Consider the following 24,303-nt stretch of genomic DNA (forward strand, 5'->3'; position numbering starts at 1 on the left):
AGGGATCCAAGTTGTCCAAGCAAACAACGGGGGCCTTTACACTACCGGGCGAATCCGGTTATGAGGCACTGACCTTAGAGTTAGCTGAACGGTGGGGTGCCGATGTCATCCGTGACAGTGACGGTACACAGTTGTCCGATGAGATTATCAACGCAGGATACGGCATTTATTCTACAATCTGTATCATCAGAGATCATAATGAATGGGCATCTCAAAACCCTGATAAGCTACAGCAAAGCTTTTTAATTACTAATCCGAAGGTAGCGGTCGAAGATTATTTATCCATCTATTTGATGGAGGACTTTTTCGCTGAGCAATTCCGAGTAAATGATTCCAAAGAGGCGTTTAAGTACTGGCAGGTTTTTGACCGAACTACTGGTGAAGAGGTTCCAAAAGAACAGTGGAATTATGAACGGGAATCAGGAAATGTAGTCATTACTGGAATTGCGCCTTGGCACAAATATACGGTCAGCTTCATGGTCTACCGGATTTGGGAAGAGATCTCCATGTACAATCACACCACGAATCACTGGGAAAAAGAACATTTAATGCAGATTGATCCCATCTATGTTGAAACGCAAAAGTATTTGCTCCACTTCCTTGAAGATTGGTGCCGTAAGCATAAGGAAACAACGGTGGTTCGGTTTACGTCCCTATTTTATAATTTCGCCTGGATCTGGGGCAGCAATGAGCGCAATCGCCATTTGTTCTCGGACTGGGGTTCATATGATTTTACGGTAAGCTCAAGAGCGCTTGATCTGTTTGCTCAAAAATATGGGTATTCGCTCACGGCCGAGGATTTTGTGAATGGTGGAAAATATCGTGTGAGTCATATCCCGGCGCAGCAGCGCAAGCTGGACTGGATGGCATTTATCAATGATTTTGTCATCGAATTTAGTAAGAAATTAATTGATATTGTGCATGGGTACGACAAGCTGGCATATGTCTTCTATGATGATAGTTGGGTTGGCATGGAGCCTTACAATGATCGTTTCGAGGAGTTTGGTTTTGACGGGATGATTAAATGTGTGTTCTCAGGGTTCGAGGCAAGAATGTGTTCAGGTGTAAAAGTAGATACCCATGAGATTAGGCTGCATCCCTACTTGTTTCCGGTTGGTTTAGGTGGTCTGCCTACCTTTATGGAGGGAGGGAACCCTACACTAGATGCCAAAAAATATTGGATCAATATTCGGCGTGCTCTGCTCAGAGAGCCTATAGATCGAATTGGATTGGGTGGATATTTGCATCTTGTAGAGCCTTATCCGGATTTTTGTGATTATATCGAAAAGATTGCGGGTGAATTCAGAGAAATTAAAGAGCTGCATCATAAAGGCAAACCGTATCATATTAAGACGAAGGTAGCCATTCTGCACGCTTGGGGCAAATTGAGATCGTGGACCTTGTCTGGGCATTTCCATGAAACGTATATGCATGATTTGATTCATATCAACGAGGCTTTATCCGGATTGCCGATTGAATTACAGTTCATTGATTTTGAGGATATCCGTCAGGGAATATTAAAAGATTGTGATGTAGTGATCAATGCCGGATCTGCTGGCTCAGCATGGAGTGGTGGAGAACGCTGGAGGGACAACAAGTGTGTGGACTTACTGACAAAGTGGGTGTATGAAGGTGGTACTTTTATAGGCGTGAATCAACCTTCAGCGCTTGAAGGGTATGACAGCTTTTTCAGAATGGCACATGTTCTCGGTGTAGATGAGGATACAGGCTCCAGAGTAGCGCATGGAAAATGGACATATGAAGTGAAGGATGAGCTTGGTGTAGTACCTATTGGGGCTAGCATAACACCCAAAAATAACATTTATCTTACTGATGGAGCAGCAGCGGTTGTGACTGAAACGGATGGTCTAATAACACTGTCCACCCATGCTTTCGGTAAAGGAAAGGGGATCTACCTTCCATCTTTCCAATTCAGCTTTGAGAATACAAGATTGCTGCTGAATTTGATTCGTTTTGCGGGTAATGAGTTCACGGAGACCAAGTACATTACGGACAACTTATATACAGAGTGTGCTTATTATCCAGAAAGCAAAATACTCGTGGTCATTAACAATAGCGATCAGCTTCAAAAAACTACGATTCATACGGAATATGGACAGCAAACCTTGGAATTAGATCCGTATGACACGATTATTAGAACTATTGGGGATTAATAATATCGGCATAGGAACGGAAAAACCATCCATGGTTATAACATATAAAAGCTCAAGCTGCGGCTAACCTGCCGATGCTTGAGCTTTTTGCTGTAAAGCGAATATGCTATACGTTGAGTTTGCAGTCTATTTTAATACTAATTTAGGAGTTGCAATACAGCTTGAGGATTCTGATTTGCTTGTGCCAGCATTGCTTGGGTAGCTTGAGTTAATATGTTGGTTTTTGTGAAATTCATCATTTCTTTAGCTATGTCCGCATCACGGATACGTGATTCTGCCGAAGCTAAGTTCTCTGCAGAGTTTTTCACATTGTTCAATGTGTGCTCCATACGGTTTTGTAATGCACCATACATCCCTCTATAGTTTATTACTTTTCCTATGGCTTTATCTATTTGAGCTAATGTCTTATCAGGTATACCGGGCGGCAATATTCCCATATTTGCAATGCCCAATCCTTGAGAGGTTACATTGAACAGGGGGATGATGATTGTTTGATTATGGTTAGCCCCTGCTTGAATATCGAGCCTTGGTGGAACATAGTCAATATCCTTTATATCCGTTTTCACTGTTGTTTCAATATGCTTAGTTTCTACTAGTTCATGTGTTAGTTCAAATACATCAAGATTTAATGAAAACGGACCATAATTGAAGCCCAATGTTACACTCGTACCAGAGGGGATAGTGAGTTGCCAATCAAAATTTATTTGTGGTTGACCTGCTGCCGGATTATTAATCGTAAGCTCTGAAGGTGCCAGAAATCCAAGCAAATCGTCAAATTTTAAGCCAGCGTTGGCATCTGATCCCGTTAGGTTAAATGAACTTCCTGAAGGTGGATTTATTATGGTATTTCCGGTAGCTAACGGATTTCCTCCTGCATCAGTGATAACTGAATTTATTGGAGGGGCGATTATATTATCTAGTTTGATATTGGCATCGGTTGGATCCATATTATTAATTACATATTTGATTTCCATGGAGTTATCAGCCAGTACAGTCCTATGTCTCATAATTGATAGGTTTGTGCCGGAGAACCACATATGATCCCAGGCAGGATCTGATCCTGAACCACTGCGAGATGTATACTCGATGGGTCTTAAACTTCCATTAACTTCAATATTTTCGAGCATTGAACCGTATACATCGCCAAGATCTTTGGGTCCAAAACTGGTTTTATTCATTCCAACAGAGAACCAGTAGGCAGGTGTAGCATATTGTGGATCGTTTGATGCTGTTAACGTTTCATAAACAGTATTATTTGTGTCCGTCTTAGTTGTTGTTTGAATATCAATATTATATTCATTATAGCCTGCTCTTCCATCTGGAGAGGCGATTGGAGAAATATTATTGGTATTTGAATATGTATTGGTCGTTACTGATGTATCTGAACTACTAATTACATGTCTTGTTTCTGCTGATGTTCCTTGAGGTTTGTAGACTATACTGTTAGTTACTCTAGTAGTTGGTGGCGGGTCACTGATAGTATAGGCTGTATTACTGCTCGATCGATCAGCAAGTATCTTATAATCATCTCTAGCCAATAAGTTAATTGAATTAAATTCTGTTCTCCTTGAAAGGCTGTCTATTTCTTGGGTAAGTTGTTGTATTTCAGCCTCAATCTGTTGCCTGTCGTTATCCGTATTCGTATCATTTAGACCCTGAATAATCAATTCCCTTTGTCTTTGTAATATATCATTTATCTCTTGTAGGCCGCCCTCTGCTGTTTGAAGGAGTGAAGCGCCGTCCTGTATATTTCTGGATGCCTGATCCAGTCCTCTAATTTGTCCCCTCATTTTTTCAGATATTGACAATCCTGCAGCATCATCAGAAGCTTTATTGATGCGTAAGCCTGATGATAGATTTTCCATACTACTAGAACCAGCTTTAGCATTTTTCCGTAACAAGTTATTTGCATTTAGAGCAGACAAATTGTGCATTATTATCATAATTGATACCTCTAAGAGAAATAATGTGAATTCCCATACATATTATCACAATAATAGATATTGCGTCCATGAATGCATTAAAGCAGCTTTGCAGAATGAATCGGCTTATTTTTTTTGGATTTTTTTAAATCCTTACTATATTTGAAAAGTTTTATTTATATGAAGACCCGGGTTAGCCATTCCGAAATTAGATCATGCTATATCTTGTAGCCAACTATGTTAAACCAAATGGGTCAAAATAGAATAAACAACTAGAGGAGGCTTATATATTGGATTGGCAGGATTTAATATTTAAGTTTGTTGGTGGACTTGGGATTTTTCTGTTTGGTATTAAATACATGTCAGATGGGCTTCAGAAATCCGCTGGGGATAAAATGCGTGGCCTGCTCGAGAGGTATACATCTAACCCGATTTTGGGTGTTCTTGTCGGGATTAGCGTAACTGTATTGATACAATCTTCAACGGGGACAACGGTTTTGGCGATTGGGCTTGTAAATGTGGGCCTTATGACTTTGCGACAAGCCATTGGAATGGCAGAAAAAGGGTGTCGCCCGTAACATCATCTGCACCGCACTGAACTATCTACAGCAGCAGGGCAAAACAATCGCCACATTAGGCACGCATGGTGATAATAAGAAAGCGATTAGGCTATATACTCAGATCGGCTATGAGTTGTGCGGTTCTAGATTTACTGTTGGCTATGAAATCAATTAATAAGCATTTACTAGACGACTTCGGTCGTCTTTTTTATTTACAAGGACTACTGATCTTCTTTATTGAATTATTACTAATAAGGTATTATTTTCAAAATAATATGTTTATTTAAAAAGGGAGTTTAGAGGAATGATTAGAATCTGCATTTGTGATGACGAGCAATTACATAGTTCCAAGTTAGAGAAGATTATTATGGATAGTGCAGGTTTGTATCAAAACATAGAGCTAGATATAGATATTTATGAATCCGGAAAATCATTGTTGAATGCTTTGAAAGCTAGAAACGAAGAGTATCAAATATTATTCTTAGATATTGAAATGGAATTTTTAAATGGAATCGAAGTCGCTAGGGAAATTAGAAAAATAGATAAAAATATGATTATCATTTACGTCACCAGCTATGACAATTACACCATGGAAAGCTTTGAAGTTTCTCCTTTTCGATACATACTAAAACCAATACAAGAAGAGCAAATAAGTAAAGTTTTACTTCACGCCATTGATGAGGTTAGAAGGAATAACCAGTACTTATTCTTCAAAACTCAAAATCTTAACTATCAAATCAAAAGTGAGACGATTCTATCCATTTCATCTGAGAAAGGTAGGATTATACATGTTGTAACCGTTGATGACGAATTCTCATTCTATGGCACGATAAAAGAGATTGAAGAAATGCTTGATCCCTTGTCCTTTATAAAAGTAAATCAAGGCACCATTTTAAATCTAAATTATGTCCATATTGTTTCGGGAACCGATATTATTCTCACCAATAAAGAAAATTTAGCAATTAGTAGAGGTCAGAGAAAGGTAGTTAAAGATGCTTATAACAACTTCATAAAAAGGAGGATTGGCTATTGAGAAATATTGAGGTTATTAGCATTGCAGTTCTAGCTATTCTCTATACGCTTGTTCAGGTAACATCGATCTCTATTTATTTCAATGGATTTCTTAACCTCAGAATTTCAAAGTATAAATTTTATTCCTTAACATTTCTCGCTATGGGAGTAATAAAATTATTGTCTAGTGATACAAACTCTATGGTTAAGTTGTTTTTATTTGTTGTTCTTTTGAGTATCTGTATACTGTATTCGTTCTACGGATCAATGGCTCAAAGGATCTACCACATTATCTTTTTTACGCTGATCACTACACTTGCAGACTTGGCGTTGTCTATTATTACATATAATTATGATCAAAAATTTGAAGGTCAGTTATTCATTATGCTAGTCGTATATTTTAGTGCAAACTTTTTATCGTTGTTAATTGTGATGTTGTCGGCAAAGCTGTTACTCTATTTTAGATCTGATAATGAGATCGGATTAAGTAATAAGGAATGTTTGTTATTAAGTATTGTGCCTTGTCTATCATTAATGAGTATATATTGGATTTTTCAGTATAAAGATATCAATCAATTCGTTCCATGTGTTTTTTTGTTAATTGTGAATGTGTGCATTATGCTGATTTACAATAGTTTAGAAGGGAAAAATTTTCTTATACATAAGTACTCCATAATGGAGACACAAAATAAATATTACGAAGAGAGCTTAGAGAATCAAAGAGAAATGTCTAAGCTAAAACATGATCTGAAAAATATTTTATTAAATATAGCCTATGGATTGGAGAGGAAAAAAACAGACGAGGTAAAAGAGGAGCTACAGGAGTTATTGAAAACCAATGTATTCTCATATAGATTATTAACCGGGTGTATACCCATCGATGCCATTCTTAATAGTAAGCTAGAACAAACCAAAAAGTATAATATAGAATGCACTTTAGATCTCCAAGTTCCTCATGACTTATTTATAGAATATACCATTGACCTAGCGGCCATATTAGGGAATCTTTTAGATAATGCCGTTGAAGCAGTACTTAGATTAACAGAAGAAATAAAAAAGGAAATTGAAATCAAAATAAAGTTTAGTGAGGGTAAATTATTCATAATCATTGTAAATTCGTCGAATCATGTGAATGTGGATTTCTCCTATGGGCGATTAATTTCTGAAAAAGGGAAAAATAGGTATGGCATTGGAATCAGCAGCATCAATGAACGAGTCAAAAAGTTAAAAGGATACTCAGACTTTTCGTACGATGAGGGCTATTTTAATTCAATCGTAGTTCTACCAATTCCATAAAACAACAAAAAGGCGACTTTCCATTCAAAAATTGAATGAGAAATCGCCTTTTTATTGTGCAGATTACAACGAGTATTGTGCAGATTACAACGAGCATCAAAAAACAAAAAAAATTTGGTTTATGATTTCAATGTAGGTTATCAAGGGCATGAATATTCCAAAGTACAAAAGAAAAGTGAAATAGGGGGGGGCAAAGAGTCGCCATTGCGCGGGCTTTCATTATGCAAACTGTATCCATTTCTTTTTTTGGACATGAGAAGTCTAAATCAAATAGGAAAGGAGGAAGAACGTTATGATTCCATTAGTTGTATTAGTGGTTGTATTTGCTTTATTGACTATAACGCTATCATGTCTATGGCTCTACAACGATTGTTTGTATCGAGGAATAAATCCTTGGATTTGGGTATTCTTAATGATTGCGACCACTCCCATATTGGGATTCATTTTATATTCTCTTATTGGAAAAAGAGGAATATCAATTACGGGTAAGTCTAGAAAGAATAAGTATATAGGATCTGCGGTTTTTATTACCATACTGTTGCTTATCTTTTCAAGTATCGGATTAGCATTTTATTCAGTGACATAGGTAGAAAAGTTAGATTCAAGCTGACAGTGCTCTGTAGAGTTTCTACAGAGCTTTTTATTATTGTTATAATTCATTTCAATATTTTACCGCCTATGCTACTATATCTACGATCATAAAAGGAATAATTTAGAAGATTGGGTGGATTTCATGGAAATCGGTGCTGTAACTTTGATTGTAAAAGACATGGAAAAGATGGTCACATTCTATCGGGACGTCATGAATATGGCTATAGAATGGGATGGTGGCGTATTTACCGGGGTTCAGCTAAAGAGTGGTGTATTTTTTAATTTGTGTCAGCGGGATGCGCTGAGTATTTCAGGACTAGGTTATCCCAATGGGTTGAATGGGACAATGGAAGTCTCATTTGGCGTTCTCTCACCTGAAGAGGTCGACAAGGAATTTGAGCGTCTGGTGAAGGCAGGTGCAACTCCTATAAAAGAACCTATTTCACAGCCCTATGGGTTGCGTGAAGCTGTTGTGGCTGACCCAGAAGGCAATTTGCTTGAGATCGTAGCGGGCATTCCACAAGAATAATTGAATATATACAATCACCCGAAAGGAAGAATTGCTCTTGAGAACCCCTATAACTAATATAAACTGGCTTGAATACCATGAAATCATGGATGAGCTACTCTATCATGAAGCCAGCTTAACCACGCATCCGATGGATGATGGCTTTGAAGCTGAGGTTCTAAAGATCAATCTAGATCAGGAAAGCTATGTCTTGAAAACATGGAGTAAGAGCTCCAAACCAGATGTTCAGTTTCAATACCGTTTATTGGAAGTCCTGTCTGAACGAGGGGTAGCCGTCTCTAAACCAGTGGGTTGGGGAATCAATCCGGACGGGAATAAGGTGTTGTTAACAAGCTTTGACGGAAAACCAATTCATAAAGTGAATAATAAGACAATGAAGGAGCTCGCGAGCATTTTAGCCAGAATTCATCAAATAGATATCGCTGAGCTGGAACATATACAACTACCTAAGTACGATTTCATCGACTACTTTTTTCCTGAAGTGAGAGAGCATACAGACCTTAATCAAGCTGTGATTTCTCTAGTGGAGCAAACTCCTATGAGACAAGATCGTATCATTCATGGAGATTTTCATTTAGGAAATATAGTAGAGGAACAACAGCGATTTACCGTCATCGATTGGACGAACGGCCAGTTGGGAGACCCTAGATATGATTTTGCATGGTCACTTATTCTGCTGAAAGTCCACATCTCCGAGCGTTACGCTGATATGTTCCGTTCTGCTTATCTATTGGAGAATTTTATGGAGCAGGAAGAGCTTGAGGTGTTCGAAGCATGGGCTTGTCTAAGATGGATCTTACTGAATAGACGAGGCAGTACACCTAAAGGACCTAATGTATCGAAGAGGGTAAAGAGCATACTGGGCAGTAATCGCTTCCTGAAAGATTTGGATTTCCAAGGGTTTAAATGAACTTCATCTTAAAAAGAATTACAATACAGACCGCAACCCTTTGCGAGGGAGGCGGTCTATTTACGTTTGTTCGCTGCTTTCATTCAATATTCAGTTTGGGTGTTTATAATGCTTTTTATGAATCGGGGGATGTGCTTGTATAGACTTCGACTGTGAAAAGGAGGTTTTCCATGATAAGGGCAATTCAAAAAACATTGTATCTCATACTGGCATGCTTCATAGGACTGTTTATCGCTTCCTCCTTTTTTATCCGGGCGAAATATAATTATTTCGTATATGGGGACACGCCAGTTTTGGAGAAGCAACAGCTCGGCCTTTTTATTCTAGGGATTGTGGTGGTGCTGGCGTTAAGCGTTATTTTGTATAAAATATGCCTGAAGCTTAATCAGTACAGTTGGAAAATCGTCATTCCAGCCATATTGCTATGTTCTTTTGCCATTCAGATCGTGATCATTTTTCTATTTCCTCGCTTGCCGACGGATGATTCGCAGACGGTGCTTTCACTGGCACTCGATATGCTGTACAGAAATGATTATTCATCTTTTGACACGACAGGTTATCTGCATATGTTCCCGTTTAACTTCTCGATTGTTGTGTACTTAAAGACGTTGCTACAGTTATTTCCGGATAATTACTTGGTGATCAAAATATTCAATATTCTATTTACACTCTTAACCTCGTTAATGATTTACCTGCTGTATAAAGAGCTCAAGGGTAAGTCTGAGAATCATGATTATGGCATTCTCGTGTTTGCCGCTACCTATATCCCTTCTTTGTTTATGAGTAATTTAATTTATAACGATGTGATCGCGACTGCCTTTTTGACAAGTGCTTTATATTTTGCTGTGAAATTTATCAAAAGAAAGTCCTTAAAGGATATTGTCTTCGTAGCCATCTTCTTGGCAGTCGGCAACTATTTCCGAAGTATCGGTGTTATTTTTCTGATTGCTGTGGTAGTCAGTCTATTGTTCAACATGCGTGCGATCGGGGTAAAAAAAGCTCTAAGCGCGTTGTTTATTACGGCTTTATTGTTTAATGTTCCAGGCTGGACGCAAAATGCTGTGCTGCAGGCGACGAATGTCGTAGATGAACCGATTAACGAAAATTCCGCACCGGTCTATATGTGGCTGAATATGGGGATCAATCTGGAGACGTTTGGATTCTGGGATAACTGGCAGAGCTATACGATCTATCAGCAGGATGCCAATTATAATAAGGCAGAAAGTACGCAGCTATTTAAAGAGGAAATCAGTCATAAACTCTCCGAGGCGAGCCTAAGGGACGTAGTGAAAATGTATTATAAAAAAATCGTTTGGACCTGGACAGAAGGAACATACCAGATGGAACGATATGGACTTGGGAATGATGGATCATCCAGTAACGGTGGAAGAATAGGCTTTGTCATGGACCGTTATAGCTACACTAATGCTGCTACGGATCTATTTAAGGGGGATTCGAGCTACCGCAACGGGCTACTGTGGTTGCTGTATGTCCTAAATTTTCTGATGTATGTTTTTATACTCGTTCGCTTAATCGGTGGAATAAGAGCCAAAAGATTTGAAGAGACCTCTTTGATTCTTGTGGTGCTGGGCTTTATCGGATTCTATCTACTATGGGAGATTAAGTCTCGATATATATACCCGGTATATCCGCTGCTGATCGTGTTATCCTACATGGGTTTTAAAGATGTATATGATTATTTGTTAAAAAGATATTTTCCACGTTGACCATGTTTGCTCGGAAAGAGGGGGTTCAAAGATGCGGATCAAGCGATATCTCGCTTTGCTCATAGCAGTGCTTAGTTGTTCCATGGTGCTCATCTCCTGTGACGCCATCACCGCTCAGAAGATATCAAGTACAGATTCTGGTTCAAGGGCGAACGGGGGACAGAGCTTTAACGGTGGCCGGGGTAAAGATGGAGGTAGCTCTCCCGGCATGAATGGCGGGACAAGAAGAAACGGCAGCCAAGGTACAGATGGAGGAGTTAGCGGGCAAAGTGGGCGACAGTGAACAAATTTCATGAACTTGCCCCAAGCCTACGAAGATTAAGTGTGATAGGATAAGATTACATTTAAATTCCCCGCGGGGGTAAGAAAAGAGAAAAGGGAGCAACATGAGAATCATTATATCGCCTGCCAAGAAGATGAAGATGGATACGGATTTTATGGATTGCCGCCAGATGCCGCAATTCATAAGCGAGTCGCAGACTCTTCTGGCCTTATTACAAAAGTTGAATTATGAAGAAGCTAAATCGCTATGGAAATGCAATGATGCCATCGCCACGCTGAATGTGGAGCGAATTCGGGATATGGATGTAACACGGAATCTTACACCCGCTATCTTTTCTTATGAGGGTATCCAGTACCAGTACATGGCACCAGGGGTACTTCAAATGGAGGAGCTGGAATATCTTCAGCAGCATTTACGGATATTGTCCGGGTTCTATGGAATCGTCCGGCCATTTGACGGCGTTGTTCCGTACAGGCTGGAGATGCAGGCTAAGCTTAGCGGACCAGGTTTCAAGTCTATCTATGAGTTCTGGAACAGGAAGCTTGCAGATCAGCTATTTTCGGAGAGTGATATCATTCTGAATCTGGCCTCTAAGGAATACAGCAAGTGCATCTCCCCGTATGTTGGCGGAAACGTTCAAATGATTAGCTGTGTATTCGGGCAAGAAATCGGCGGTAAGATCGTTGAGAGAGCGACCCTGGTCAAGATGGCCAGAGGTGAAATGGTACGCTTCATGGCTGAGCGGCAAATCACCTGTGTGGAGGATATCAAAGGCTTCGACGGGTTTGATTTCAGCTTTGCTGATGAGCTGTCGGATGAGAGTACGTATGTGTTTATACAAAAAAAGAATGAATAGAGTTAGTAGTACTACGGGTAATCTTGGAGATGGTTGAACAACCAGCTTCAGGGTTACCTTTATTTTTGATTAGCGAAACTATATGGGAAATTCTAGTTTTTTAAAGGGGATAGATTGCAGTATAGAGAATAAAGTTCGGATGGAATAAGAACAGGTGAAAGAGGAGGGCTTATGATTTTTAAAAGAGATCCATTGGACAAACAGAGCTTACTTAAAGAATTGGATTCACTAGGCTATTCCGACAGAGTCAAAAAAGTAGCGATATTAGGCCGTGATCATCTTGGATCTGTCCAGTACTCCCAATTACTAGCCTCCTTGCTGGAGGATGGCGTTTATGAAGCACGTCTTGCCTTAATCGGTGCCATTGCAACACATGATGCCCCTATTATTCTGTCAGCACTGCGGCATCCCATGGCAAGTATCAGAAATACGGCTGCGGGGCTTTTGGCAAAGGTGGCTTCAGATGCTGATATTGAACATGAGCTCCCACATTTATCATATGATTGCCGCCGTAAGCTGCTGCACAGTATTTCACAGATTAACCGTCAGGAATTGGCGGAACGTTTATTGCCTATGGTGTACGCCCGGTGGGGGGCGGAAGAAGCCGCGATTATATTGCAGGCCTGTTATTCGGAAACAGTTAGTAAGTGGCTTGCAGATATCGGATATGCCATAAAAGACTGGAAGAAACTAGCCAGCAGGCATCTTGACGTAGTAGCGGAATACTTTGAAACAACGCTAGAAAGCACACCACCCAGGGAAAAAGGATATGTCTGGTGGAGGTTCTCATCAGCTATGGAGATCCTATGCAATCTGAAGGCGGGTCTGGTACTTGCGTGTGCGATGAATCATGGACCCGAGGGTATCATACATCCTGCGTTAAAGGAACAACTTGGCACGCTTGTACGCCAAAATCCGAATATAGTGTATCAGCTGCTGACTCGAACGGAGTCGCGGAGCGATCTGATTTCTTATGGTGTGCCTGAAGGGGTTCTAAAAAGAAAAAAATATTTATCCATGGAGCAATGGATTGAGATAGCGAAATTACTCGCAGATCACCCGATGCATTTAGCGAAGTTGCTGCATAATATTGCACCTTCCAACCGCCAAGTGATTTTTGATGCCGTGTATGAAGAAGATAAACGCCAAGACCGTGTTTTTCCGGAAAGATTACTTTATGTATTACCGCATGCCTTGCGTGACAAGGAAGCCACCCGGATGCTTGGCCTTCGTGAAATCAATGATGACCGGGAGAGAACAATCAGACTCACCGCTTGCCGTTCGATTCTTCATTCAAGAGCGGGGCTTGAACAAGCAACAAAGGTATCCAGTTCAGAAGAACGTTCCACGGCGCTTATGCAACTGATCAGAAGTACGGTTCTGTCGAGACAGGGTATGCATGAGACTTTGGTATTTTTGGGCCGGATTAGAAATGAGCAAGATCCTGTTCGAGGTTTTGTGTTTAAGGAGCTTTCAGAAAGTCCTGCATCTGTGTTCACCGATGCCCATGTACAAGAACTTACTATGCTTGTTGATGGTGTTATAGATGCCAGAGATACTTCGTATGGTACGAAGTTTTCCGTTCAACAACTGGCATTTGCTATTCTCCGGCATAACGCATTAAATCCTCACAGTGAGTTGTTCAAGTTCTCTTTAAATACGATCCGGAAACTGGCCCAGCAGAACGGACAGCTTTCACTTCCATCGCTGGAGAAGAATTTACCCCAAGGAGTAGAAGAGGTCATCTTGGATGAAATCTATACATTAGCTGTACAGGGCAACAAAAGAGAAGACTACAATCTGGTACTTAGCCTGGCTAGCTCATTTGGTAAAAGAGGTTACGGCATCATAAAACTTCAGAATTTGTTAAAGGAAGCAACGAGGGCAAAGGCAGATTCTACAGCCATACAAGCGGCCAGATACTGGCTTGCGCCTCGTACAACACGTGATGCCAGAGTTAAGGAATTATTAGCTTTAGATAAATCGTATATTACGATCCATGAAGTATTCCAGCATCTGCATCTGAAGCGTCAAGAATGGCTCGATCCTTTTATTTCAGGGGCTGTCATTAAGGGCAAGTTCCTATCAGGCAAAACGATCTATCTTGTGCCGGCCGCGGATGGATTCCACAGATGGCTGCCACGTCAGCAACAAGCTTTAAGTGCCTTATTAGAAAAAATTGCATACGATGCCAAACGTAATCTTTGGGAGCGTGCAAGAGTTATTAAGATCATGGCAAGCATGCCTGATCTCGGTTCGGATAGGTTACTTGGGCTTATGCAGGATAAGGATGTAACTGTAGTAGAAGCTGCACTTCATGCCTTTTCACTTATGGAAGAACCGGAGAAGGCACTTCCCATTCTGCTGGAGAATCTGGATGGGGACCGGGCACGTGTAGCCATGTACTCGATACCCAGATGCATCCGCAGGGTGAATCCGGTGTTACTGGTTACCATGCTGAAAGAGCTTCTGAATCGGGATAAGCTGAAGATCACTGTCAGAAAAGAGGCCATCCGCTTACTGGGTGCTTATAGAAGCGATGACAGCATTCCGCTATTGATGAACGAGTTCGAGAAATCAAATGCACACAAGGATGTAATCATTGCCATAGGGCATGCTGCAAAACAGCTTTTAGATGATGAGCGCGCTTGGGAGATTTTAAGTGCAATGGCTGCTTCATCAGAAAGTGATATCGCAAGAAGCTTGTTATCCCAACAGCCTAATGATCTTCCGCTAGACTATAGACTTCGCTATTTAAAATTAATCATTGAAATCGGAAATCATCCGGATGGGTTTGTCGGCAAGTATGCTTTCAGTTCTATGATGCGGTGGACCAATGGAAATGAAGGCATTGTTGCAGCTGCCACCGCTCAGGCTATTATGGATTTGGAAGACAGCAACAGATGGGAATTTGCCATGAACACGCTAATACAAACCTGCCGCGATGGTAAGATCAATGAGGTTGTAATCGGCGTTTGTCAGAAATTAGCTAGTGCGGCGATAAGGGATGAATGGAATGCAACTACCAGTAGAGATTTGCCTCATCGGCAACGTCTCCTGAAACTTATCAACCAGCTGAACGCTTTGCCAACAATCACCCGGGTGCACCTTAAACCTTTGTATACGGGATTGATTGAGTGTCTAGCATCGGATGAGACTTTACAGCAAGTTGTGATGAAGCTGTATATAGCAGTAATAGACTGGAATAATGTGCAGGAATCCGCCGCTTATCTGAATCAGATGGTTAACTGTATTTCAAATCAGCCGCAGCTGTTGAGCGACGCCTACAAGCAGGTTGCTTATAATTTAAAAGACAGCACAGGCTACTGGAGTCCGGAGACCTTATTGGATATTGTAGATGTGCTAGGGTCTGAGGGGAGTTACGAATCTCAGTATATTGGACTTTCGTTGCTTGAGGTTGCCGGAAGTGCTCTACTCTGGAGTCCAGAGCCTGCAGAGCGTTTGAGGGTGTACAGAAATCACACGAATATTGCGGTTCGCTCACTTGCGCTAAATATTTGGACGGTGATAGATTAGTTTTCATAGTTTTAATAAAATATAAACACCAAAAAAGCTCAAGCTACAATTCGGCCTGAGCTTTTTTGGTGTTTATTCAATTAAGCTTCCATCTTCTGCGCCGTATAAAGGCGGTGGTAAAGCCCCTTTTGTGCGATAAGCTCATCATGTGAGCCGCTTTCTGCGATGCCTTTGTTAGATACATACATAATGCGGTCGCAGTTTTTTACGGTGGACAGGCGGTGCGCGATAATGAATGAGGTACGTCCTTTAAGGAGCTCATTCAGACCTTTTTGCAGCAAACGCTCAGTCTTCGCATCGATCGATGAAGTGGCTTCATCTAATATGAGAATTCTCGGATCAGCCAAAAGCGTTCTTGCGAACGAGATGAGCTGCCGCTGTCCCTGAGACAGCTTGGAGCCACGCTCGTTGACCTCCGTCATGTAGCCTTGATCGAATTCACGGATGAATTCGTCGGCGCACACGGCTTTCGCCGCAGCAATCACTTCTTCCTCGGTGGCGTCGAGTTTACCGTAACGAATATTGTCCAAGATCGTACCGGAGAAGATGAAGCTGTCCTGTAGCATAATCCCCATCTGGCTGCGCAGGGACTTCAGCGTAACCTGCGAGATATCCTGATCGTCGATAAGAATCTTACCGCTAGAAATATTATAGAAGCGCGAGATCAGATTGACGACCGTAGTTTTGCCTGCACCTGTTGGTCCCACTAGAGCGATGCTTTCTCCCGCTTTGATCTTAAAGGAGATATTCTCCAGAATATTGAGTCCTGGGTCATAGGCAAAGGTCACATCGTCGAAAGTGACATGGCCCTCTACAGGCCGCAGTGTCTTCGCATCCGGAATATCACTGACGGTAACGGGTTCATCCAGCGTCTCGAAGATACGCTCGAGATAGGCAACGGCGTTGATGAAGTTATTGTACAGGTTCGAAAGATTCAGAATCGGCTGCCAGAAGCGGGCAGCGTAGCTGCTCATCGCCAGAATGACGCCGAGGGTCATGTCTTGAGGACTCAGTGTTAGTAGGCCTACAAGGAAAATCAATGATGTAACGATCGTAGACAAGTTGTCTACGGAGAACGGAATAAGTAAGTTGTAACGTTGAGCCTTCATCCATTCTGTACGGAAATTACCCGCGAGACGTGTGAAGATTCCTTCGTTGCGTTGTTCCCGGGAGAACATTTGCGTCACACCAATACCGCTGATACTTTCTTGCAAATAGGCGTTTAGGTTGGAGCTTTTATTGGATACTGCTTGCCAAGCCCGGCGTTGCCGAGTTTTGATCAGCATCATGATGACAAAGAATACTGGCAGCCCTGCAAGGATGACAAATGATAGACGAACATCAACAGCGAACATGAAGGCTGCGATAAAGAGCAAATTCACGATTTCCAGAATAAAATTGATAATACCGTTGGATAACACATCTGAAACGGCGTTAACGTAGTTTACGACCCGGATGAGAATCTTGCCTTGCGGACGGTCGTCATAATACTTAAAGGGCAACTCTTGCAGATGCTTAAACAAATCTGTACGGATGTCAAAAATAATATCCTGCCCAACACTCGTCATGATACGTGAACGAATAGTAGCCAGATAAACGCTGACCACAATGGTCAGAAGCATCAGTCCAGCCCAGCCCAGTAGCGCAAGCTTCGCTTTTGCCGGAATGGTCACGTCGATCACATGCTGCATGATCAGTGGAGCTGATAGTGAAATGGCCGCTGAAAGTGCACTGAGGATAAATGCAACAATCATTGGCGTTTTCTTTCGTTTGATGTATACCATCGCACGCCGGAAGTGTTTTATATTAAACGGCGATTCCAGATTCTCATCGACGTCGAATTTATTCCTTGCCACTTGCGGTCACCTGCCTTCCAATACCCTCGTTCTGCAGTTTAAACACATCGTAGTAGTAGCCTCGTTTCGCTAGCAGTTCGGCGTGGGTGCCTTCCTCAACCAGCTTCCCGTTATCCAGAATGAGAATACGGTCAGCCTGCGCGGTCGTAGATACACGCTGCGCGATAATAATCTTCGTGCAAGGATAATCCAGCTCGCGTAGACTTTTCTGAATATGCTCCTCTGTCTCAAGATCGACAGCAGAGGTCGTATCATCCAGAATGAGGATCGGACGGCGAACTGCCAAAGCACGTGCTAAAGCGATACGCTGTTTTTGACCTCCAGATAAGCCGACTCCTCGTTCTCCGACAACGGTATCATAACCTTCAGGCATTTTGGTAATGAAGTCGTGTGCGGCTGCGAGCTCGGCAAAGCTTATCGCATCTTCTTCCGGAAGATCAGGATCACCATAGGCGATGTTTCCATCGATAGTATCAGAGAACAAGAGCACATCTTGGGTCGCCATGCCGATATTATCACGCAGTTCATCGAGCTCCAGCTTTCGGACATCAACGCCGTCGACGAGTACACGTCCTTCGGCTACGTCATAGAAGCGAGGAATCAGGTTGATGATTGTTGTTTTGCCTGATCCGGTCGAGCCCATGATTGCTATGGTTTCACCAGGTTCTACGGTAAAGCTAACATCGTCAAGTACGATAGCGCTGTCATATTTGAAGCGGACATGATCGAACTCAATACGGCCTTCGTAACGGCGTTTGTCAGTAGACGCATGCTCGTTTACGATATTAGGCTTTGCGTAATAGATATCAATGATTTTGGACAAGCTCGCAAAAAAGCGCTGAATGTCGTTGATAATAATACCAATGTTGCGCATAGGGTTGGATATAGCCCAGATCAGTGAAGAGAAAGCTGTAAATTCACCGAAGGTGATCCGGCCGTTCATCAGGAACAAACCACCTGCCAGCATTAGAATGACGTTGAAGCCCTGAGCGAAGGATTCCAGAAAAGGAAAGTAATCAAGCCATACAAGGGCGGCCTTTTTGTTCGCTGTAGAGTAATTGACATTCTTCTCCGTAAATTTTTGAACTTCGAACTCTTCGCGGGCAAAAGCCTTAACCACACGGTTGCCTGAAATATTCTCCTGAGTAGTCGTGTTAAGCTGGGACAGCCGCTCACGCAGGTCAATATACATAGGACGGACGCGTTTAGCGAATATGTAAGCCACGATAAAAATGGGCGGTGACAGGATTAGCATCCACAGCGTTAGCTGAGCATCTATAGTGAAAAAATAGATAACAGCAGCAATGAAGATCGTTAGCGATTCAATGATCGTTTTGAAAATCCATGCCATCGAGTGCCGAACCATGTCCAGATCCCCGGTCATCTTGGTCATGAGATCACCGGTACGGTTACGGTCGTAATATTCTCTGTCCTGTCCTTGAATCTTGTTGTACAAAAAAATACGGATATTGTACATCATGTTTTGCGAGGATCTTTCGTACTGCATGGTTGTAATATAAGCAAGTCCTGTGCGCAGTAGAGAAAATCCAATCATGCCCAGACAGAGCATAATCAATAATTGCCGTTCTTGTGTAAGATTCTGCAGCGCATTGTCACCTGCTATAAACGTATCGACAATGCGCTGACTGATGTAAGGGTTTACAATCGTAAGACTTGAACCCACTACTGAGAGGCAGAGCGCTAGAATGTACCGTGTCCGGTTGCCCTCTAGGTTCTGCCATAGCCATTTCAGTTCGAACATCTGATCACCTGTTTCTGATTGTTCTTGTTCTTTCACTCTTGCCTGAAAAGAGTGAATAAAACAAAGTGATTATAACATTATCAATTGACTAAGTATCGTTTACGGTAAAATTTCCTTGTTACATTATTGTTACAAAAAAATGAACTTATTAATGATGTGAATTTATCCTTGAGTAATGAGGGTTTGCCATTCGGGCTTGGGCGTTCTAATTATGATAAACTGAAACAATGTAAAGTGATTAGGCTTGGTTTGGATAGAGACAGGAGGATGGAAAATGAGCTTTGTTGCTGTCAAAAATGAGTACAAGCGTTACAAAATGGGTGAAAGTGTGATCGTTGCCAACGACGGAATTGATTTTGAGATAAATAAAGGTGAGTTTGCAGTGATTGTCGGCCCCAGCGGTGCGGGCAAATCGACGGTGCTTAATATTCTTGGCGGGATGGATTCTGCTGACGAAGGCCAGGTCATTGTGGACGGTACGGACATTGCCAAGTTCAGTGCCAAAGAGTTGACGGGCTACCGCCGCAATGACGTGGGTTTTGTGTTCCAGTTCTATAACTTAGTGCCGAATCTTACCACACTGGAGAATGTTGAGCTTGCTTCTCAGATTTCCCCGCGTGCACTAGATGCGCGTAAGGTGTTGGAGGATGTGGGACTAGGTGCACGGCTGGATAATTTTCCGGCTCAGCTGTCTGGTGGCGAGCAGCAACGTGTTGCTATCGCCAGAGCGCTAGCTAAACAGCCGAAGCTGCTCCTTTGCGATGAGCCAACAGGTGCGCTAGATTACAATACTGGTAAGCAAGTGCTTAAGCTGCTTCAGGATACCTGCCGTAACACAGGTACTACGGTCATCGTAATCACGCATAATTTGGCGATTGCGCCAATGGCAGACCGGGTTATTGAGATTAATAATGCTAAGGTACGGAAGATGGTAACCAATCCTTCGCCAGTATCCGTTGAAGATATCGAATGGTAAGGAGAAGGCATCTATGAAAAAGCGCGCGTTATGGAAAGATATTTTTCGTGAAATTAGGCATACCAAAGCCCGATTTATTTCGATTTTTGCAATTATCATGCTGGGCGTTAGTTTCTTTTCTGGCATCAAGTCAGCCGGTCCAGATATGCTGGATACAGCCGGAATCTTTTACAAAGAGACGAGGCTGATGGATCTGAAGGTGCAGACCAACTATGGTTTGACCAAAGATAACATAGATCTGCTGAGCGATGTACCGGGGATCGATGAAGTCCAGCCGGGTTACAGCGCAGATGTGTTCAGCGGCGATAATGCTTTGATACTCAAAGTCCATTCTTACAATTCAGATAAACCGCTTAACCAGTACAGTATGATTGAAGGACGTCTTCCAGAGGATTCCGGAGAAATCGTATTGGATGACAAGCTGGCTGGAAAGTATGCGCTAGGCGACAAAATAACGTTCAGCGGAGCTGGAACGGATGCGGTTTTGTCGAACAACTTTGAAACATTGAATTATACTGTTGTGGGCTTTGTGCGAAGTCCTCAATTTATAGAGAAGAGTACCCGGGGCACCAGCGGAATTGGTAAAGGGACGGCGGATGCATTCGCAGCGATCCCAGAGTCGGATTTTAAGCTCCCGGTCTATACGGAGGCCTATCTATCCTTCAAGGATACAACCGGAGTGAAGGCTTATTCACCAGAGTATGAGGGATTGATCGAACAGCATACCAAGTCAGTAGAGCAGGCGATGTCCAGTGTGCCGGAAGCTCGGCTTGCGGAGATGCGCGCGGAAGGCGAGAAAGAGCTGTCCAGTGGACGAGGCAAGGTGGCCGCCGCCGAGAAGCAGCTCGCCGATTTAAAGCGCCAGCCAGAAGTGGTGCAGCAGGGACAAGCTGCAAACATAAAAGCCATTGCTGATGGGCTGGTCTCTGCCAAGGCGGAACTGGCTGCAGGGGAGCAAAAGCTTGCAGAACTAGGGCTCCCGAAGGTCTATGTCACTGACCGCAGTGCCAATCCGGGATATGCCGAATATAAAGACAACGCTGATCGATTATCGGCAATTGCGAGTGCTTTCCCGGTATTCTTTTTCCTGATTGCTGCGCTGGTCAGCTTGACGACTATGACTCGAATGGTCGAGGAGCATCGTTTGCAGATCGGGACACTTAAAGCGCTTGGGTATGGCAACCGTGACATTATGGCCAAATTCTTGGTTTATGGTACACTTGCCAGCTTGACGGCTTCGGTTGCGGGACTTGCGCTCGGTTTTACCATGTTTCCAACCATTATCTATAATGCGTACAGTTCGCTTTATAATCTGCCGGATCTTATCAAAAGCTTCTATCCGTCGTATTCCATCATTTCCATTATAGTGGCGCTTATCTGCACTACATTGACGGCTTGGATTGCCGCACGTGTAGAGCTGCGTAGCAATGCTTCTGTGTTAATGCGTCCGAAGGCGCCAAAGAGCGGGCAGCGGATTCTACTGGAGAGAGTTACGTTTGTATGGAAACGGCTGAGCTTTGTTCAGAAAGTTACCGCACGGAATTTATTCCGCTACAAGCAGCGGATGTTCATGACTGTGTTCGGCGTGGCCGGCTGTACGGCGCTGATTCTGACCGGGTTTGGTCTTAAAGACTCGATCGGCAGCATTGCCCCTCAGCAGTTCGGCACGATTATGAAATATGATGCACTTGTAGCGCTGCATGAAGATGCGTCTGCTGATGCGCGGGATGCCTACGAGCAATTGATCACTGGCGAGTCCACTATAACTGGATCACTAAGTGTGGCACAGGAAACGATGAAAGCGCACAGCAGTGGTGTAAATGATCAGGATGTGCATATGTTCATCCCTGCATCTGTTGATGCGATATCCGATTATGTGGAGCTGCGGGATCGAGTGAGTGGAGAAAAACGCACGCTTTCGGACGAGGGCGCTATAATCTCGGAGAAGCTGGCTAAATTATACGGGCTTGAGCCCGGCGACCAGTTGAATGTGGTGGACAAGGATAACGAGACATTTAAGATTAAGGTCATAGGGATTACAGAGAACTATGTAATGCACTATGTTTATATGACACCTGCGTATTATTCTTCCGTATTTGGACAAGAACCGGTGTTCAAAACAGAGCTACTGAAGTATACCACGCACGATAAAGCATGGGAGGACAAGTTCGGCGAGAAGCTAACAGATAATGAGGGAGTGGCCGCGGTCAGCTTTTCCAGCAACGTAGGTACTGCCTTTGATGACACCATGAAGAGTATGGATGTTGTAACCTTGGTACTCATTGTATCGGCTGCTGCTTTAGCTTTTGTCGTCCTCTACAATTTGACCAATATTAATGTCTCTGAGCGGATCAGGGAACTATCAACCATCAAGGTATTGGGATTTTATGATAAGGAAGTAACGTTGTATATTTACCGCGAGAATATGCTGCTAAGCCTACTTGGCATTGTAGCCGGATCGGGTCTTGGCATTATATTGCACAGCTTCGTCTTGAATACAGCTGAGCTGGATGCGACGATGTTCGCGCCGATTATTAAGTGGCCAAGCTATGTGTATGCCGCACTCTTAACACTGCTATTCTCAGGGATAGTCATGGCTTTCATGCATATTAAGCTCAAACGGATTCATATGATTGAGGCGTTGAAGTCGGTAGAATAAGCGGAGCTTTCACACCAAAAACAAAAGTATATCCTACTTAAACACAAAGGACCGCTTCGAACAGCCATTGTTATGGCTACTCGAAGCGGTCTCTTTTGCTTTGAGAGGCGATGGAATCTTTTAACGTGAGTCGATCGATAACTTCATATGCAGGATAGGAAAAGGATTGCCCTGTTCATCCAGTGCAGAACGCTCATAAACTTGAAAACCCATATGCTCATAGAAACCTAAGGCCTGCGGATTTTGTTCATTTACATCAACGTAGCGTACGTTCAGTGTCTGTATAGCATAAGCAACGAGCGATTTACCAATTCCTTTTCCCATTGCAGCAGGTTCTACGAATAGCATTTCAATCTTGTTATCTTGAATCCCTATGAATCCAAGCGATTGGTCATGGTCATCTATAAAAGCAAGCAGATGACTTATATGCTCCATCCCTTGTATAACCAGTGGCCGCAACGCATCAATGTCCTGTTCAGACAGGAATAGATGTGTATGCCGCACAGATAATTCCCAAATATTCAGTAGACGGTATAAACATTCTTCATTTCTAGCGGTGATTGGTTGTATCGAGTCCATGTCTTCCCTCACATTTCCACTTAATTCGAAGAAGATGAAGCTGCAGCCGCAGCCGACGCAGCCGCAGCCCCAGCAAGAGCAGCCTGCTGTGCGATCACAATATTAGTGATGCTGGTGGAAAGCATCGAGGTTACAATGCCGCTTTGCACATCCTCTACATATTTGAAGGCTACCAGCGCAGCTGACAGCAGTAGCAATTCCTGCTTTACAATGGACCAGCTGCCAAAGCCTTTTTTGGTACGCAGTAATTCGAAGGTCTCTGAGACTTCCGTAACCATGTCCTTATTGTTGGAGGAGAGCAAAGTTAGCACGCCCAGCGAAGAAAGGGTATATTCCTTATCTAACCGGATGCCATGTGCACGGAACGCATCTCGTAATGCCAGTACACGATCCGCTGCTTCTGAAGCTTCTTTTCCAAGAACCAGTACCTGTGTCAGAGCTTGCACACTGTTCCCCGACATAAATTCAGGCTTTAGTGTAGTGTAAAGCTGCTCCATCCGGTCGATGCCGCTGTCCACGTCGATATCGGAAAGGCCGAGCATGGCAGAGAAGATATAATCATCATGTCCGGTAAGGAAACGGTGCTTCGCTTTCATACTATCGTAAAACATCTTTGCGCGTTCTACCGTACGCTGATACTGATCTGTTGTCGTATTAGCGGCGATTTGATAAGCGGCAACGACGAGATAATCAGAGGCTCTAAATTTGATGTCCTTCAATAAGTCATACACGGTCAGCGTGTTAGCAAGCTGTTGTTCCTTGTCAGCAGAAAGAGAGAGCATAGTAGCAATACTGATTGCCGAGTTCCCCCTAAACGAAGAAAACATTCCGGTATTTTCTTTAATAAGCTCGTGGCTCGCACGAATCGCATCCTCATCTGCACTTTTATTCTCTGCTGTGTACAGTAACCCCGCCAAACGGCTAACCATTGCATTATGCCAAGGAAAAGCCTTTTTGATCCTCTGCGCGTTCTCTGCGAACAATTCAACCCTTGCAGCATACTGCTCATTCATTGGATACACCCCTCAGTTATCTATAATTCATAATATTACGAAAATTTTCTGAGTTGGATTCA

17 protein-coding genes and 1 pseudogene are annotated in these 24,303 nt (G+C 42.8%); 13 read left to right on the top strand and 5 right to left on the bottom strand.

From position 1 onward, the window contains the following. The first annotated feature begins 11 nt into the window (after positions 1 to 11). Positions 12 to 2,174 (top strand): 1,3-beta-galactosyl-N-acetylhexosamine phosphorylase, encoded by a 2,163-nt coding sequence (gnpA, locus tag MKX41_RS28250; protein ID WP_340974097.1) that lies wholly within the window; start codon positions 12 to 14, stop codon positions 2,172 to 2,174. Between the two features lie 137 nt (positions 2,175 to 2,311). Here the strand turns inward: gnpA and MKX41_RS28255 are convergent, their stop codons facing one another. Then, a complete protein-coding gene (locus tag MKX41_RS28255) occupies positions 2,312 to 4,117 on the bottom strand; it encodes a flagellin N-terminal helical domain-containing protein (protein WP_340974098.1) in 1,806 nt (601 codons plus the stop codon). Positions 4,118 to 4,386: 269 nt separating this feature from the next. Between MKX41_RS28255 and MKX41_RS28260 the strand changes: the two are divergent. From MKX41_RS28260 to MKX41_RS28300, 10 genes and pseudogenes are all read left to right on the top strand, one after another. Then, positions 4,387 to 4,650 (top strand): annotated as a pseudogene (locus MKX41_RS28260) (Na/Pi symporter); the annotation flags it as partial. Further along, positions 4,643 to 4,831 (top strand): GNAT family N-acetyltransferase, encoded by a 189-nt coding sequence (locus tag MKX41_RS32375; RefSeq protein ID WP_445671330.1) that lies wholly within the window; start codon positions 4,643 to 4,645, stop codon positions 4,829 to 4,831. The pseudogene MKX41_RS28260 and the gene MKX41_RS32375, both read left to right, overlap by 8 nt. 129 nt (positions 4,832 to 4,960) lie before the next feature. Then, positions 4,961 to 5,689 carry a LytR/AlgR family response regulator transcription factor gene (locus MKX41_RS28265; RefSeq protein WP_340974099.1) on the top strand — a complete coding sequence of 243 codons (729 nt, stop codon included), beginning with the start codon at positions 4,961 to 4,963 and terminating at the stop codon, positions 5,687 to 5,689. Beyond that, a complete protein-coding gene (locus MKX41_RS28270) occupies positions 5,686 to 6,963 on the top strand; it encodes a GHKL domain-containing protein (RefSeq protein ID WP_340974100.1) in 1,278 nt (425 codons plus the stop codon). The genes MKX41_RS28265 and MKX41_RS28270 overlap by 4 nt, the downstream gene beginning before the upstream one ends. Before the next feature lie 733 nt (positions 6,964 to 7,696). Next, positions 7,697 to 8,083 (top strand): VOC family protein, encoded by a 387-nt coding sequence (locus MKX41_RS28275; protein ID WP_283912042.1) that lies wholly within the window; start codon positions 7,697 to 7,699, stop codon positions 8,081 to 8,083. A gap of 37 nt (positions 8,084 to 8,120) precedes the next feature. Then, positions 8,121 to 8,993: an aminoglycoside phosphotransferase family protein gene (locus MKX41_RS28280; protein WP_340974101.1), complete on the top strand. Its 873-nt coding sequence runs from the start codon at positions 8,121 to 8,123 to the stop codon at positions 8,991 to 8,993. A 170-nt stretch (positions 8,994 to 9,163) separates the two neighbouring features. Continuing rightward, the gene (locus MKX41_RS28285) at positions 9,164 to 10,720 is read left to right on the top strand and encodes a glycosyltransferase family 39 protein (protein WP_340974102.1); all 1,557 of its coding nucleotides are present in this window, start codon (positions 9,164 to 9,166) and stop codon (positions 10,718 to 10,720) included. 31 nt (positions 10,721 to 10,751) lie between these two features. Beyond that, positions 10,752 to 11,003 (top strand): hypothetical protein, encoded by a 252-nt coding sequence (locus tag MKX41_RS28290; protein ID WP_340974103.1) that lies wholly within the window; start codon positions 10,752 to 10,754, stop codon positions 11,001 to 11,003. 103 nt (positions 11,004 to 11,106) lie between these two features. Continuing rightward, positions 11,107 to 11,859, top strand: coding sequence for a peroxide stress protein YaaA (gene yaaA, locus MKX41_RS28295; RefSeq protein WP_340974105.1), 753 nt, complete (start codon positions 11,107 to 11,109; stop codon positions 11,857 to 11,859). A 171-nt stretch (positions 11,860 to 12,030) separates the two neighbouring features. Then, positions 12,031 to 15,396 carry a HEAT repeat domain-containing protein gene (locus tag MKX41_RS28300; RefSeq protein ID WP_340974107.1) on the top strand — a complete coding sequence of 1,122 codons (3,366 nt, stop codon included), beginning with the start codon at positions 12,031 to 12,033 and terminating at the stop codon, positions 15,394 to 15,396. 80 nt (positions 15,397 to 15,476) lie between these two features. Here MKX41_RS28300 and MKX41_RS28305 read toward each other — a convergent pair whose 3' ends face one another. Together MKX41_RS28305 and MKX41_RS28310 are read right to left on the bottom strand one after the other, a co-directional pair. Beyond that, positions 15,477 to 17,252 carry an ABC transporter ATP-binding protein gene (locus MKX41_RS28305; RefSeq protein WP_042184891.1) on the bottom strand — a complete coding sequence of 592 codons (1,776 nt, stop codon included), beginning with the start codon at positions 17,250 to 17,252 and terminating at the stop codon, positions 15,477 to 15,479. Continuing rightward, on the bottom strand, positions 17,239 to 19,014 hold the full coding sequence (locus tag MKX41_RS28310) for an ABC transporter ATP-binding protein (protein ID WP_340974109.1): 1,776 nt from the start codon (positions 19,012 to 19,014) through the stop codon (positions 17,239 to 17,241). Before MKX41_RS28310 ends, MKX41_RS28305 begins: the two co-directional genes overlap by 14 nt. 274 nt (positions 19,015 to 19,288) lie before the next feature. Between MKX41_RS28310 and MKX41_RS28315 the strand changes: the two genes are divergently transcribed. Together MKX41_RS28315 and MKX41_RS28320 are read left to right on the top strand one after the other, a co-directional pair. Then, positions 19,289 to 19,990, top strand: coding sequence for an ABC transporter ATP-binding protein (locus tag MKX41_RS28315; RefSeq protein ID WP_042184895.1), 702 nt, complete (start codon positions 19,289 to 19,291; stop codon positions 19,988 to 19,990). Positions 19,991 to 20,003: 13 nt separating this feature from the next. Further along, positions 20,004 to 22,649 carry an ABC transporter permease gene (locus MKX41_RS28320; protein ID WP_340974112.1) on the top strand — a complete coding sequence of 882 codons (2,646 nt, stop codon included), beginning with the start codon at positions 20,004 to 20,006 and terminating at the stop codon, positions 22,647 to 22,649. Positions 22,650 to 22,769: 120 nt separating this feature from the next. On the opposite strand, the gene MKX41_RS28325 is transcribed toward MKX41_RS28320, so the two are convergent. Together MKX41_RS28325 and MKX41_RS28330 are read right to left on the bottom strand one after the other, a co-directional pair. Then, the gene (locus tag MKX41_RS28325; RefSeq protein ID WP_076286124.1) at positions 22,770 to 23,228 is read right to left on the bottom strand and encodes a GNAT family N-acetyltransferase; all 459 of its coding nucleotides are present in this window, start codon (positions 23,226 to 23,228) and stop codon (positions 22,770 to 22,772) included. Between the two features lie 20 nt (positions 23,229 to 23,248). Further along, positions 23,249 to 24,241 (bottom strand): DUF4003 family protein, encoded by a 993-nt coding sequence (locus MKX41_RS28330; protein WP_149647722.1) that lies wholly within the window; start codon positions 24,239 to 24,241, stop codon positions 23,249 to 23,251. Positions 24,242 to 24,303: the final 62 nt, after the last annotated feature.

Source organism: Paenibacillus sp. FSL R5-0475 (assembly GCF_038004585.1).
Taxonomy (GTDB): Bacteria; Bacillota; Bacilli; order Paenibacillales; family Paenibacillaceae; genus Paenibacillus_AQ.